The 13,333-nt window shown below is 66.7% G+C and carries 13 protein-coding genes; 10 read left to right on the top strand and 3 right to left on the bottom strand.

Annotated elements, in window-relative coordinates:
* Positions 1-1,737 carry a gamma-glutamyltransferase gene (gene ggt / locus SR870_RS16610; RefSeq protein WP_322514645.1) on the top strand — a complete coding sequence of 579 codons (1,737 nt, stop codon included), beginning with the start codon at positions 1-3 and terminating at the stop codon, positions 1,735-1,737.
* A 253-nt stretch (positions 1,738-1,990) separates the two neighbouring features.
* Here ggt and SR870_RS16605 read toward each other — a convergent pair whose 3' ends face one another.
* The 3 genes from SR870_RS16605 to SR870_RS16595 form a co-directional block, all read right to left on the bottom strand.
* Positions 1,991-2,797 (bottom strand): SDR family oxidoreductase, encoded by an 807-nt coding sequence (locus SR870_RS16605; protein ID WP_322514644.1) that lies wholly within the window; start codon positions 2,795-2,797, stop codon positions 1,991-1,993.
* 133 nt (positions 2,798-2,930) lie between these two features.
* Complete coding sequence (locus SR870_RS16600; RefSeq protein ID WP_322514643.1) at positions 2,931-3,989, bottom strand: polysaccharide deacetylase family protein; 1,059 nt, start codon at positions 3,987-3,989, stop codon at positions 2,931-2,933.
* 21 nt (positions 3,990-4,010) lie between these two features.
* On the bottom strand, positions 4,011-4,196 hold the full coding sequence (locus SR870_RS16595) for a hypothetical protein (RefSeq protein WP_322518395.1): 186 nt from the start codon (positions 4,194-4,196) through the stop codon (positions 4,011-4,013).
* On the opposite strand from SR870_RS16595, the gene SR870_RS16590 reads away from it, so the two are divergent.
* From SR870_RS16590 to phoU, 9 genes are all read left to right on the top strand, one after another.
* The gene (locus SR870_RS16590) at positions 4,147-5,541 is read left to right on the top strand and encodes an OmpA family protein (RefSeq protein ID WP_322514642.1); all 1,395 of its coding nucleotides are present in this window, start codon (positions 4,147-4,149) and stop codon (positions 5,539-5,541) included. The two genes, SR870_RS16595 and SR870_RS16590, sit on opposite strands and share 50 nt — an antisense overlap.
* Positions 5,542-5,545: 4 nt before the next feature.
* Positions 5,546-5,842 carry a hypothetical protein gene (locus tag SR870_RS16585; RefSeq protein ID WP_322514641.1) on the top strand — a complete coding sequence of 99 codons (297 nt, stop codon included), beginning with the start codon at positions 5,546-5,548 and terminating at the stop codon, positions 5,840-5,842.
* 230 nt (positions 5,843-6,072) lie between these two features.
* Positions 6,073-7,107 (top strand): lysylphosphatidylglycerol synthase domain-containing protein, encoded by a 1,035-nt coding sequence (locus SR870_RS16580; RefSeq protein WP_322514640.1) that lies wholly within the window; start codon positions 6,073-6,075, stop codon positions 7,105-7,107.
* A 2-nt stretch (positions 7,108-7,109) separates the two neighbouring features.
* Positions 7,110-8,447 carry an ATP-binding protein gene (locus SR870_RS16575; RefSeq protein ID WP_322514639.1) on the top strand — a complete coding sequence of 446 codons (1,338 nt, stop codon included), beginning with the start codon at positions 7,110-7,112 and terminating at the stop codon, positions 8,445-8,447.
* Between the two features lie 152 nt (positions 8,448-8,599).
* Positions 8,600-9,610, top strand: a complete 1,011-nt coding sequence (gene pstS, locus SR870_RS16570; protein ID WP_322514638.1) for a phosphate ABC transporter substrate-binding protein PstS — start codon at positions 8,600-8,602, stop codon at positions 9,608-9,610.
* Positions 9,611-9,899: 289 nt separating this feature from the next.
* Positions 9,900-10,898 (top strand): phosphate ABC transporter permease subunit PstC, encoded by a 999-nt coding sequence (gene pstC, locus SR870_RS16565; protein ID WP_322514637.1) that lies wholly within the window; start codon positions 9,900-9,902, stop codon positions 10,896-10,898.
* A 2-nt stretch (positions 10,899-10,900) separates the two neighbouring features.
* A complete protein-coding gene (gene pstA / locus SR870_RS16560; RefSeq protein ID WP_322514636.1) occupies positions 10,901-11,746 on the top strand; it encodes a phosphate ABC transporter permease PstA in 846 nt (281 codons plus the stop codon).
* On the top strand, positions 11,743-12,567 hold the full coding sequence (gene pstB / locus SR870_RS16555) for a phosphate ABC transporter ATP-binding protein PstB (RefSeq protein ID WP_322514635.1): 825 nt from the start codon (positions 11,743-11,745) through the stop codon (positions 12,565-12,567). The genes pstA and pstB overlap by 4 nt, the downstream gene beginning before the upstream one ends.
* A gap of 25 nt (positions 12,568-12,592) precedes the next feature.
* Positions 12,593-13,309 carry a phosphate signaling complex protein PhoU gene (phoU, locus tag SR870_RS16550; protein WP_322514634.1) on the top strand — a complete coding sequence of 239 codons (717 nt, stop codon included), beginning with the start codon at positions 12,593-12,595 and terminating at the stop codon, positions 13,307-13,309.
* Positions 13,310-13,333 lie beyond the last annotated feature (24 nt).

The following is a 13,333-nucleotide window of genomic DNA, read 5'->3' as shown; positions in this document are numbered from 1 at the left end:
ATGGCGATGCTTCGTCGCAAGGCTGTGACAGCGCTGGTCGTGATCGTCGCGCTGGTCGTGACGCCGCTCGCGACATCGGCGCAGGACATGCGCGGCGGCGCGGCGCGGTCCCCGGGCGCTGCGTCCGCCGTGGTCGCGCAACACGGCATGGTGGTGGCGCAGGAGCGGCTCTCGGCCGAGATCGGCGCGCAGTTTCTCGCCCGCGGCGGCAACGCGATCGATGCCGCCGTGGCGACCGGCTTTGCGATGGCGGTGACCTATCCGCGCGCCGGCAATCTCGGCGGCGGCGGTTTCATGCTGATCCACGCCGCCAAGACCAACGAAGACATCGCGATCGACTATCGCGAGACCGCGCCGCAGGCCGCAACCCGCGAGATGTTCCTCACCGACGGCAAACCCGATCCGGACAAGTCGCGCCGATCGGCGCTCGGCATCGGCGTCCCCGGCACGGTCGCCGGACTGGCGCTGGCGCTCGAAAAATATGGCTCCGGCAAGTTCTCGCTGGCCGAGATCGTGCAGCCGGCGATCGCATTGGCCCGCGACGGCGTCCCCGTCGCCGACGACACCGCCGACACGCTGCCGGACTGGCATCCATGGCTGTCGCGCTGGCCATCGACGCGCAAGATCTTCGCCCGCCCCGACGGCTCGCCGCTGCGCGAGGGCGACCGGCTGGTGCAGCCCGACCTCGCCGCGACGCTGCAGGCGATCGCGGATCACGGCCCCGACGGCTTCTATCGCGGCGAGGTCGCCGACAAACTGGCGCGCGGCATTCGGGACGCCGGCGGAATCGTCACCACGGACGATCTCGCGAACTATCAGGCGGTCGTCCGCGCGCCGGTGCGCGGGACTTATCGCGGCTACGACATCGTGGCGATGCCGCAGCCGTCGTCGGGCGGCGTGGTGCTGATCGAGACGCTGAACATCCTCGAGGGCTATCCGATGCCGTCGCTGGCGCAGGGCAGCGCGCCGTCGCTGCATCTGCTGATCGAGGCGATGAAGCGCGCCTATGCGGATCGCGCCCGCTATCTCGGCGATCCGGCCTATGTCGACGCGCCGCTGTCGACGCTGCTGTCGAAGGACTATGCGGCGAAGCTGCGCGCCGGCATCGACGCCGACCGGGCGACCGCCGCGACGCAGGCGCTGCCGCAGCCGAAGGAGGGCGAGAACACCACGCATTATTCGGTGGCCGACGATCAGGGCAACGCGGTGAGCAACACCTATACGCTGAACTTTTCCTATGGCGTCGGGCTGGTCGCCGACGGCACCGGCGTGCTGCTCAACAACGAACTCGACGATTTCACCGCCGCGCCGGGCGCATCGAACGCCTACGGGCTGGTCGGCTTCGGCGCCAATCTGCCGGCGCCGGGCAAGCGGCCGCTGTCGTCGATGTCGCCCACCATCGTGCTGAAGGACGGCAAACCGGTGCTGGTCACCGGCTCGCCGGGCGGCAGCCGGATCATCTCGGCCGTGCTGCAGGTGATCGTCGATGTGCTCGACTATCGCATGAACGTCGCCGCCGCCGTCGGCGCGCCGCGGCTGCATCATCAATGGATGCCGGACGAAGTCCGCGTCGAGCACGGCTTTCCGGACGCGACGCTGAATGCGTTGCGCGCGATGGGCCACCGCATCGCCACCCCGCTCGGCCAGACCTCGGCGAACAGCATCGTCATCGATGCGGGGGGCTTCCACGGCGCTCCCGACCCCCGCACCCGCGGCGCGACGGCGGCGGGCAACTAGCGCGTGTCATCGATTGATTGAAGCGATAGGACCCTTTGAGCGGGGTGGCCCCTGCCAAATGCACTGACTCCTCATCCTGAGGAGCCCGGCGATGCCGGGCGTCTCGAAGGATGGGGCGACGCGTGGCCGGCGGCGCATGATGGCCGGCGGCACATGGTTCGAGACGGCGCTTCGCGCCTCCTCACCATGAGGTTGTGCCTGTGGTGAGCGCTCCGGAACGCCGGGCTGATTGCGTGCCTGCCCCCCGCCCGGGCTACGCCCAGCCGTCGCCTTTGATGCCCGGGTTGGCGTAGGCGACGCCGCCGTCGACCGCGATGGTGGTGCCGACGACGTAGTCGCCGGCGCGCGAGGCGAGATAGATCGCGGTGCCGGCCATGTCCTCGTCGGTGCCGATCCGGCCGGACGGCACGCGCTTGGCCACCGCGTCGGCTTCGTCGCGCGCCGCCTTGTTCATGTCCGACGCGAACGGCCCCGGCGCGATCGCCGTGACCACGATGTGGTCCTTGATCAGCCGCACCGCCATCCGCCGCGTCAGATGGATCAGCCCGGCTTTCGACGCCGCATACGGATAGGTCTCGAGCGGGTTGACGAAGATGCCGTCGATCGAGGCGATGTTGATGACCTTGCCGGGGCGCTCCGCGGTGGCGGCGGCGCGCAGCGGCGCGTGCAGCGCCTTGGTCAGGAAGAACGGCGTCTTGACGTTGAGGTCCATCACCTTGTCCCAGCCGCTCTCCGGGAATTCGTCGAAATCCGCCGCCCAGGCGGCGCCGGCATTGTTGACCAGAATGTCGAGCTTCGGCTCGCGCTTCTTGATCTCGCCGGCCAGCATGTCGATGCCCGTCATGGTCGAGATGTCGATCGGCAGCGCGATGCATTCGCCGGCATGCTGTTCGCTCAGTTCCGCCGCGGTGGCGTCGCAGGCCGCGGCCTTGCGCGCGGTGATGTAGACCCGCGCCGCGCCGTAAGCGAGAAAGCCCGAGGCGATCATCTTGCCGATGCCGCGCGAGCCGCCGGTCACGACGGCGACGCGGCCTTCCAGCGAAAACAGATTGTGGAACATGCATCCTCCCTGTGTTTGTCGATGGTTTGCGGCGCGGCCCGGGGCGAGTCAAGGCGAGGGCGCGGCGATGCGTGCCCGCGTTCCGCGTCTCGGAAATATCAGATGAAGCGTAAGAATGAGGTTCGGACGGCTATCACGCCGCGTCGACGCGGCGGAAGCCGTTCCACATCGCGGTGGCGGCGCCCGACGTCAGCACCGGCAGGATGCGGTCGTCCTGGTAGTTGCCGTTGAGCGAGACCCGCGGCAGCGCGGTGAGGTGATCGGCGACGCCGGCGAACAGCATCCCCGGCCGCGTCGTCACCGCGGTCTTGTAGCCGGCCTGCCGCGCCAGCTCGTATTCGCGCGGCCCCGCGGCGGCGCGGTCGCCATAGGGATAAGCGAGATGCGCGACCTCGCGCTGCAGATGGCTTGCGATCCGGGCGCGCCCGATCGACAATTCGTGCGCCGCCAGCGCGTCGCGCTGCTTGGCGAGGATGCAATGGCTGATGGAGTGGGCGCCGATCGTCACCAGCGGGTCCTCGGCAAAGCTCCGCAATTCGTCCCAGTTCAGGCAGAGCTCGCGGCCGACGGCGGTTTCGTCGGTCCGGGTGCGGGCGCACAGCGCGCTCATCGCGCGCGGCAGATCGTCGCCCTCGGGCAGTGCGCGCAGCATGTCGTGCAGCCGGTCGAACGCCTCCTGCTTGGCTTCCGGCGTGCGCGCATCGAGCCTGATCTCGACGCCGCCGATCTCCGCTTCGATCCAGTCGCGGCCGGCGATCAGGCGCTCCAGCGTGATCCACCACAGCCGTCCGCTGCCCTGCGCGAAATCGCTGACGACATAGACGGTGAACGGCGCCTGAAACTCGTTGAATACCGGCAGCGCGAAATCCCGATTGTCGCGGTAGCCGTCGTCCAGCGTGATGCAGGCGAAGCGGCGGCCGAATTCCCGCGCCGTCAGTCGCCGGTGCAGCTCGTCGAGCGAAATGATGTCGATGTTCTGGGCGCGCAGATGTCGCAGCGTCGCGCGTAGAAATTCGGGCGTGACCTCGAGATGGCGGTTCGGCTGAAACGCGTCCGGCCGCGCCGGTTTCACATTGTGCAGCATGAAGATCGTCCCGATCCCCGAAAAGATCGGACGCAGCACGTGATAGGCGCCGGTAAAATAAAGCGCATCAAGCCCGGCGCGGATGATATTGTGGCGGAACTGCTTCATCGGGCTGCGGGCTGATTCATTTCAGGACAATGCTAGCGCCCTCATGCTGAAGAAACGGTTATAGAGAACTGGCGGGTCGGCGGCTTTTTTCTTGAATTGCGTTTGACAGCCTTCCAACGGTTTGATTTCTCTCTGCTTCTGATCCACGGGAAGCGGAATGCGCGGACTTTTCAGATCCAGCGGCCAATGGTGGCGGGGCGCCATCATTTTGATCGCTCTTTGGGCGATCGCGGCTTGGACCACCACGCCGGACGTGGAAGCCGATGTCGCCCAGCGGTCCGCCGCGGCGCTCAAGAGCACCGTCCTGGACAAAACCCGGCTGACGCCGGACGGTCGCGACATCGTGTTCTCTGCCGATGCGTTTTCGGAGGAGGGCCGACGCAGCGCGGTGGCCGCCGTGGAGGCTGTCCCCGGCGTCCGGCTGGTGGTCGACCGGACCCGCCTGGTGCCGCAGGCGACGCCGTTCGTCTGGTCGATCGAACGCGACGTCGTTCGCGTCACGCTGGCCGGCAGCGCGCCGTTGCCGGCGAGCCGGGCGCGGCTGGCGGATGCCGCCCGCGCCGATGTGGCCGGAGTCGAGGTCGCCGACCGCATGACGCTGGCGCGCGGCGCTCCGACCCGGTTCGATGCGGTCGCGCTGCTGCTGGTCGATCAGATCGGCAAGCTGAAGGAAGGCAAGATCACGCTGTCCGACACCAAGATCAGCCTCACCGGCATGGCGCGCGATCTCGGCGGCCGCGAGGCCATCGGCGCGGCGCTCCGGAACCTGCCGGACGGCTATTCGGTCGCGGAGAACACCATCAAGGCGCCGCCTTACGTGTTCCAGGCCAACAAGGATCCGGTGGCGTCGACGCTGACGCTGACCGGCTACGTCCCGGACAATAATGTCCACGCGGCGCTGGCGGCGGCGGCCGGCCGCAAGTTCTTCGGCGAGAAGGTGGTCGACCAGCTCAAGGCCAGCATCGGCGCGCCGCAGGGTTTCGCCAATGCGGTCGTGCCGGCGCTGGGTGCGCTGTCGCGGCTCTCGACCGGGACGCTGGTGGTGTCCGACCGCGAAGTGCGGCTGTCGGGGGACGCGCTGTTCGAGGCGGCGGTCAGCCAGATCCGCGGCGAGCTGAACAGGGACATGCCGCAGGGCTGGACGGTCAAGGCCGACCTCTCGGTCAAGCCGCCGGCCTCGCCGGTCGATGCCTCGGTCTGCCAGCAATTGTTCGACGGCCTGCTCGGCAAGAGCACGGTGCGCTTCGAATCCGCCAGCGCCACGATCGACAAGGACTCCGCCGGCCTGCTCGACCGGCTGATCGAGACCGCGATGCGGTGTCCGGGGGCCTCGATCGAGGTCGCCGGCCACACCGACAGCGACGGCGAGGACGGCTTCAACCAGGCCCTGTCGGAGAAGCGCGCGCGGGCGGTGGTCGACTATATGGTCAGGTCGGGGCTCACGCCGGAGCGCTTCCAGGCGAACGGCTACGGCAGCCGGATTCCGCTCGCCGGCAACGACAGCGACGCTGGCAAGGCGAAAAATCGCCGCATCGATTTCGTGATCAGGTGACGGCATGATGGCGATGGCGAACTTCTACGGAGGCTGGCTGCTCGGGGCGGTACTGCTGGGGTTCGCCGCGGGCTGGATTTCGGTGGTGCAACGCGGCGAGGGCCTGTCGAAGAATGCCTCGATGGGGCTCGGCGGGATCGCCGCGGTGCTGGTCGGGCTGTCGCTCGCCCGCATCGTTCCGGGTCGTGCCGGCTATTGGCTCGATCTTTTCCTTGTCATGATTGCCGCCTATCTGGTGGGATGTGCGATCGGATCGTGGCTGCGCTACTGGGTCGTTGCGCGGCAGATGAAGGGACACTGACCCGGCGGATGCGCCGGGTGCGGTGTCCGGCGAAACAATCCGCGGATGGGCCGTGGATGTGCAACCGGTCGCCTCGGCCGGATTTGAAGCAAGGAGCGGAATTGGCGGTATCGTCCGAATTCCATCCAGCCCGGGAACAAGCTACCACAGCGTCCTGGCCACGGACCGGTAACGGTTGCCGTGATATCGGTCGAAGCGTCCCAGGCGGCGGAGAGGGATTCGAGGTCTAGATGGTGGCCGCAATCGGCAGGGCGATCGCGTTTTTGCGCGAGAAGCAAATCCTGCACAAGCTGGGTGTTGCGATCAGCATCGCGGTCATCGCGGCCGCCTGTTACGTTCTCTACCACCAGGTGCGCGGCATCGACGTCGACGACGTCCTGGCCGCGATTCAGAAGATCTCGCCGCATTCGATCTTGCTGGCCGGGCTGTTCGTCGCCGCCGGCTATTTCACCCTGACGTTCTACGACCTGTTCGCGTTGCGGACGATCGGCCGCAACGACGTGCCCTATCGCACGGCCGCGCTGTCGGCCTTCACCAGCTATTCGATCGGCCACAATGTCGGCGCCAGCGTGTTCACCGGCGGCGCCGTGCGCTACCGGATCTATTCGGCCTGGGGGCTCGACGGCATCGACGTCGCCAAGATCTGCTTTCTCGCCGGCCTGACCTTCTGGCTCGGCAATGCCGCCGTGCTCGGCATGGGGATCGCCTATCATCCGGAAGCGGCGTCCTCGATCGATCAGCTTCCGCCCTGGGTCAACCGCCTGCTGGCGCTGGCGATCATCGGCGGGCTGGCCGTCTATGTGATCTGGGTGTCGATCAAGCCGCGCCGGGTCGGCCGCGGTAGCTGGACCGTCGAACTGCCGGGCGGACCGCTGACGATGCTGCAGATCGCCATCGGCATCGTCGACCTCGGCTTCTGCGCGCTGGCGATGTACGTGCTGGTGCCCGACGAACCCAATCTCGGATTCGTCGTCGTCGCGGTGATCTTCGTCTCGGCGACGCTGCTCGGCTTCGCCAGCCATTCGCCCGGCGGGCTCGGCGTGTTCGATGCCGCGATGCTGGTCGGCCTGTGGCAGATGAACAAGGAAGAGCTGCTCGCCGGCATGCTGCTGTTCCGGATGCTGTACTACATCGTGCCGTTCGTCCTCTCGGTGGTTATCCTCGCCGTCCGAGAAATCGTCATCGGCGCGCGCATGAAGCGCATGGACCGGCTTTCCGCCGCGCTCGATCCGAAGCCGATCCGACAGGATCCCACCCCAGGCTGACCATGATCGCGCATGCGCCCGACGAGCCCGCCCGCCACGGCGCACCGCCGGTCCCGACCACGGAAATCGCCCCCGCACCGGTGGTGACGCCCTGGGCGGACCGCCTGCGTCACGCCGCGATCATTCTGCTCGCAGCCGCGATCGCGCTGGCGACGCTGGCCGCGCTCGGCGAAATCTCCGCGATCGCCGCGGGCACGGTGTTCGTCTGCGTCGCGGCGGCGGCCCTGGTGCCGTGGCGGCTGCACGATGCGGCGAACAAGCGCGACGACGTTCCCGGCACCAGCCCGGTCGAGACGCCGGTGGTGCGCGCCATCGTGGCCGGCATGCCGGACCCCGCGGTGCTGCTCGATCGCGCCGGCCGGGTACTGCATCTCAACGCCGCCGCCGCGCAGCTCGCGCCGGCGCTGCGGGTTCGCGAACTCGCGCAATTCGCGCTGCGCAATCCGGAGATCGTCATCGCGCTGCGCGAGGCGATCGCAACCGCCGAGCCGCGGCGCGTCAGCTATCTCGATCACGCGCCGATCGAGCGCTGGTTGGAGCTGATCATCGTGCCGGTGCAGGTGCCGACCACCTTCGGCGGCACCGACCAGTGCATGCTGATGACGTTCCACGACCTGACGCCGCTGCGCCGCGTCGAGGAGATGCGCGCCGATTTCGTCGCCAATGCCAGTCACGAGCTGCGCACGCCGCTGGCGGCCCTGTCCGGCTTCATCGACACGCTGCAGGGGCCGGCGCGCGACGACGCCCGGGCCCGCGAGCGGTTTCTCGGCATCATGCAGGCGCAGGCGACGCGGATGGCGCGGCTGATCGACGACCTGCTGTCGCTGTCGCGGGTCGAGCTCAGCGCCCATGTCCGGCCGGACGTGCAGATCGACCTCGCGCCGCTGATCAGGCAGGTCGCCGACGGGCTCGAGCCGCTGGCCAAAGAGCGCCAGGTCGCGATCGAGATCGCCATGCCGGAAGCTCCGGCGGTGATCGCCGGCGACCGCGAGGAATTGCTGCGGGTATTCGAGAACCTGATCGAGAACGCGCTGAAATACGGCGCCTCCGGCGGCCGCGTCGCGGTTGCGGTGGCGGCGGCGGCGTCCAGCGATGGCGGCACCGAATATCGCGTCGCCGTGCGCGATTTCGGCCCCGGCATCGCGCCCGAGCATCTGCCCCGGCTGACCGAGCGATTTTACCGCGTTGACGTCGGCGATAGCCGCTCCCAGGGCGGTACTGGATTAGGATTATCGCTGGTGAAACATATTGTTAACCGCCACCGCGGCCGGCTTTTGATCGAAAGCGTACCGAAAAAAGGCGCGACTTTCACCGTCTGTTTTCCTCCGGTAAAGCCCTAGGTCCGCGCCGAAAATCGACGTTAATTCAACGGGTTGCGGTAGTCACATGAGTGTCATCAAACCCTCATAAAAGGTCAATCGACCGCTCGTAAAGCGAGCGGGGTAAGCGCAGTCGGGCGCGATCAGCGCTTCGCTTACGAACGGAGACCATCATGAATTTCATCAAGTCCATCGTCGCAGCCGGATTGGTTGCGGCGTCGACCTCGGCCTTCGCGGCCGACATCACCGGCGCGGGCGCCACCTTCCCGTTCCCGGTCTATTCGAAGTGGGCGGACGCCTACAAGAAAGAGACCGGCAACGGCCTGAATTACCAGTCGATCGGCTCCGGCGCCGGCATCAAGCAGATCATTGCCAAGACCGTGACCTTCGGCGCCACCGACGCGCCGCTGAAGCCCGAGCAGCTCGACAAGGAAGGCCTCGCTCAGTGGCCGATGGTGATGGGCGCGATCGTTCCGGTGGTCAACCTCGAGGGCGTCAAGCCCGGTGAGATGGTGTTCGACGGCCCGACGCTGGCCGACATCTACCTGGGCAAGGTCAAGACCTGGAACGATCCGGCGATCGCCAAGCTGAATCCGAAGCTGAAGCTGCCGAGCGACGCGATCACCGTGGTTCGCCGCTCCGACGGTTCGGGCACCACCTTCAACTTCACCGACTATCTCTCCAAGGTCAGCGCAGACTGGAAGACCAAGGTCGGCATGGGCACCGCCGTGGAATGGCCGGTCGGCGTCGGCGCCAAGGGCAATGAAGGCGTTGCCGGCAACGTCGGTCAGACCAAGAACTCGATCGGCTATGTCGAATACGCCTACGCCAAGCAGAACAAGCTGACCTATGCGGGTCTGGTCAACAGCGCCGGCAAGACGGTGCAGCCGACCATGGCGGCGTTCCAGGCGGCGGCGGCGAATGCCGACTGGGCCAACGCCAAGGGTTATTACCTGATCCTGACCAACCAGCCGGGCGAGACGTCGTGGCCGATCACCGCCGCGACCTTCATCCTGATGCACAAGGAGCCGACCGACAAGGCGGCCTCCGCCGAAGCCCTCAAGTTCTTCACCTGGGCGTTCGAGAAGGGCGACAAGATGGCCGAAGAACTCGACTACATCCCGATGCCCCCGTCGGTGGTCAAGCAGATCGAGAAGACCTGGTCCGCCGACATCAAGAGCTGATCGTCTCCGACAACGACACCCGCGGACCGGACCTGGTCCGGCCGCGGGTGAGACGAGCAAGGCCGGGATTCATCACCACCGAGGTGACCATGGATCCCGGTGCCTGCGCCGGGCCTGGGCCGCATGGCTCTGTGGCGTGATCCATGTGCGTCTCGACCGGGATTCGTCTCGTCCGAGGTGGCTTCCGGGCCTGAGGCTTCTGCATCCAGTTCAATTGCGATCAGTTCAAACAAATCGCTTCAGGGCGCGCGTTGCGTTCGGGTAGCGTGACAACATCAGGGTGACGGGCGTGGCAGACATGGCGGTTCAGACCACAGGAATGGAGGCCGCCGGACCTTACGACCGCGCCAGAGCCCTCGGCGCGTTCAAGGCCGGCGATACCGCGTTCTACTGGACGACGCGCGCATGCGCGATTTCAGTGTTGCTGATCCTCGGCGGCATCATCCTGTCGCTGATTGCCGGCGCATGGCCGGCGATCCAGGAATTCGGATTTTCTTTTCTGTTCACCGCGCGCTGGGCGCCGGCCAATGATCCGCCGATCCTCGGCGCGCTCGGGCCGATCTACGGCACGCTCGTCACTTCGGTGATCGCCATGGTGATCGCCATTCCGATCGGGCTCGGGATCGCGATCTTCCTCACCGAACTGTGCCCGCAATGGCTGCGGCGCCCGATCGGCCTCGCGGTCGAACTGCTCGCCGGCATCCCGTCGATCATCTACGGCATGTGGGGCTTCTTCGTGCTCGGGCCGTTCATGGCGAACTACATGCAGCCCTACATGATCCGCGCTTTCGAAGGCGTGCCGGTGCTGGAGACGATCTTCGCCGGGCCGCCGTCCTATCTCAGCCTGTTCAACGCCTCGCTGATCCTGGCGATCATGGTGCTGCCGTTCATCACCGCGATCTCGGTCGACGTGTTCAAGACCGTGCCGCCGGTGCTGAAAGAGGCCGCCTACGGCGTCGGCTGCACGACCTGGGAAGTGGTTCGCAGCGTGGTCATCCCCTACACCAGGGTCGGTGTGATCGGCGGCATCATGCTGGCGCTCGGCCGCGCGCTCGGCGAAACCATGGCGGTCACCTTCATCATCGGCAATGCCTTCCGGATCACCGGCTCGATCTTCTCGCCGGGCACCACGATCTCGGCGGCGATCGCCTCGGAATTCGCCGAGAGCGACGGACTGCACCAGTCCGGACTGATCCTGCTCGGCCTGCTGCTGTTCATCCTCACCTTCCTGGTGCTGACGGCGGCGCGGCTGATGCTGATGCGGCTCGAAAAGAAGGCGGGGAATTGATCATGAATCCGGTTTATGCCTCCCGCCGCCGCTCCGATTTCACCATCAAGGCGCTGTGCTACGGCGCCACGCTGTTCGGCGTCTCCTGGCTGGCGATGATCCTGTTCACGCTGTTCTACAACGGCTTCGCCGGGCTCAGCGTCCAGATCTTCACCGAGAACACGCCGCCGCCGGGCTCCGCCGAAGGCGGGTTGCTCAACGCCATCGTCGGCTCCGCGATCATGACCCTGATCGGCGTCGGCATCGGCGCCCCGCTCGGGCTGTTCGCCGGCACCTACCTCGCCGAATACGGCCGCTACGACCGGCTGACCTCGGTGATCCGCTTCATCAACGACATCCTGCTGAGCGCGCCGTCGATCATCATCGGTCTGTTCATCTACGGCGCCGTCGTGGTGCCGATGGGCGGGTTCTCGGCCTTCGCCGGCGCGCTGGCGCTGGCGGTGATCGTGATCCCGGTGGTGGTGCGCACCACCGAGGACATGCTGCTGCTGGTGCCGGGTTCGCTGCGCGAGGCCGCCGCCGCGCTCGGCCTGCCGCGCTCGCTGGTGATCAAGCGGATCTCCTACCGCGCCGCCCGCGCCGGCCTGATCACCGGCGTGCTGCTGGCGACCGCACGGGTCGCGGGTGAAACCGCGCCGCTGCTGTTCACCGCGCTCAGCAACCAGTTCTTCAGCCTCGACCTGTCGAAGACGATGGCCAACCTGCCGGTCACCATCAACAACTTCGTCCAGAGCCCCTACGACTACTGGAAACAACTGGCCTGGACCGGAGCCCTGATCATCACCCTCACCGTGCTTGCCCTGAACATTGGCGCGCGCATCCTTGGCGCCGAGAGGACCCCGAAATGACCGATATCTCCATTGCGACCAGTCTTCCGGCCGGACCGGCTCCCGGAGCGATCGTGCAGCCCGACGGCCCCGCGAAAGTCACGGTGCGCGACCTGAACTTCTACTACGGCGACAATCGCGCGCTGAAGGACATCAACCTCAATCTCGCCGCCAACCGCGTCACCGCCTTCATCGGTCCGTCCGGCTGCGGCAAGTCCACGCTGCTGCGGATCTTCAACCGGATGTACGACCTCTACCCCGGCCAGCGCGCCGAGGGGCAGGTGATGCTCGACGGTCACAACGTCCTCGATCCCAAGCTCGACCTCAACCTGCTGCGGGCGCGGGTCGGCATGGTGTTCCAGAAGCCGACGCCGTTTCCGATGACGATCTACGAAAACATCGCCTTCGGCATCCGGCTGTACGAGAAGATCTCCAAATCGGAGATGGACGGCCGGGTCGAGAAGGCGCTGCGCGGCGGCGCGCTGTGGAACGAGGTCAAGGACAAGCTCAGCGCCTCGGGCCTCAGCCTGTCCGGCGGCCAGCAGCAGCGTCTGTGCATCGCCCGCACCATCGCGGTGCGGCCGGAAGTCATCCTGTTCGACGAGCCGTGCTCGGCGCTCGATCCGATCTCGACCGCGAAGATCGAGGAACTGATCGACGAACTGAAGGAAGACTACACGATCGCCATCGTCACCCACAACATGCAGCAGGCGGCCCGCGTCTCGGAATCGACCGCCTTCATGTATCTCGGCGAACTGATCGAGTTCGGTCCGACCAACAAGATCTTCACCTCGCCGAACGACCGGCGCACCCAGGACTACATCACCGGCCGGTTCGGCTGACGCGCCACGCGCGAGGAGAATGAACATGGGCTTCGAGCACACCACCAAGGCGTTCGACGGCGACCTGCAGGAACTGACCCGGATGGTCGCCGAAATGGGAGGTCTGGCCGAGCGCCAGATCGTCGATTCGGTCGATGCGCTGGTCCGGCGCGACGTCGCGCTCGGCGCCCGCGTCGTCGCGGCCGATGCCGAGATCGACCAGATGCAGCGCGTCATCGAGGAGCACGCCGTGCTGACGATCGCGCGGCGGCAGCCGATGGCGGTCGACCTGCGCGAGATCGTCGGCGCGATGCGCGTCGCCACCGATCTCGAGCGGATCGGCGACCTGTCGAAGAACATCGGCAAGCGGGTCAACGCGATCGACAGCGACTTCCATCCGCTGAAGCTGATCCGCGGCCTCGAACACATGACCGATCTGGTGCAGTCGCAGGTCAAGGCGGTGCTCGACGCCTACACGGCGCACGATCTTCCGGCCGCGATGGTGGTGTGGAATGGCGACGAGGAAGTCGACGCGATCTGCACCTCGCTGTTCCGCGAACTCCTGACCTACATGATGGAAGATCCGCGCAACATCTCGTTCTGCATTCACCTGATGTTCTGCGCCAAGAACATCGAGCGGATCGGCGACCACGCCACCAACATCGCCGAGACGGTGTTCTACATGGTCGAGGGCCAGCAGATTCTGGACAAGCGCCCGAAGGGCGACGTGACCAGCTTCGCCAACGCGACGCCGGGCAACTAACCGATCGAAGCCGGACCCGATACG

The sequence above is a fragment of the Rhodopseudomonas palustris genome (assembly GCF_034479375.1).
Taxonomy (GTDB): domain Bacteria; phylum Pseudomonadota; class Alphaproteobacteria; order Rhizobiales; family Xanthobacteraceae; genus Rhodopseudomonas; species Rhodopseudomonas palustris_M.
The sequence above is the reverse complement of the archived record's forward strand: the minus strand, read 5'-3'. Positions and strand labels throughout refer to the sequence as shown.

Excerpts from the sequence above, each read along its gene's own strand:
- ggt (WP_322514645.1), top strand. The coding sequence starts at position 1 with ATGGCGATGCTTCGTCGCAAGGCTGTGACAGCGCTGGTCGTGATCGTC.
- SR870_RS16575 (WP_322514639.1), top strand. The coding sequence starts at position 7,110 with ATGATCGCGCATGCGCCCGACGAGCCCGCCCGCCACGGCGCACCGCCG.
- pstS (WP_322514638.1), top strand. The coding sequence starts at position 8,600 with ATGAATTTCATCAAGTCCATCGTCGCAGCCGGATTGGTTGCGGCGTCG.
- SR870_RS16580 (WP_322514640.1), top strand. The coding sequence starts at position 6,073 with ATGGTGGCCGCAATCGGCAGGGCGATCGCGTTTTTGCGCGAGAAGCAA.
- SR870_RS16600 (WP_322514643.1), bottom strand. The coding sequence starts at position 3,989 with ATGAAGCAGTTCCGCCACAATATCATCCGCGCCGGGCTTGATGCGCTT.
- SR870_RS16595 (WP_322518395.1), bottom strand. The coding sequence starts at position 4,196 with ATGATGGCGCCCCGCCACCATTGGCCGCTGGATCTGAAAAGTCCGCGC.
- phoU (WP_322514634.1), top strand. The coding sequence starts at position 12,593 with ATGGGCTTCGAGCACACCACCAAGGCGTTCGACGGCGACCTGCAGGAA.
- pstB (WP_322514635.1), top strand. The coding sequence starts at position 11,743 with ATGACCGATATCTCCATTGCGACCAGTCTTCCGGCCGGACCGGCTCCC.
- SR870_RS16585 (WP_322514641.1), top strand. The coding sequence starts at position 5,546 with ATGATGGCGATGGCGAACTTCTACGGAGGCTGGCTGCTCGGGGCGGTA.
- pstA (WP_322514636.1), top strand. The coding sequence starts at position 10,901 with ATGAATCCGGTTTATGCCTCCCGCCGCCGCTCCGATTTCACCATCAAG.
- SR870_RS16605 (WP_322514644.1), bottom strand. The coding sequence starts at position 2,797 with ATGTTCCACAATCTGTTTTCGCTGGAAGGCCGCGTCGCCGTCGTGACC.
- SR870_RS16590 (WP_322514642.1), top strand. The coding sequence starts at position 4,147 with ATGCGCGGACTTTTCAGATCCAGCGGCCAATGGTGGCGGGGCGCCATC.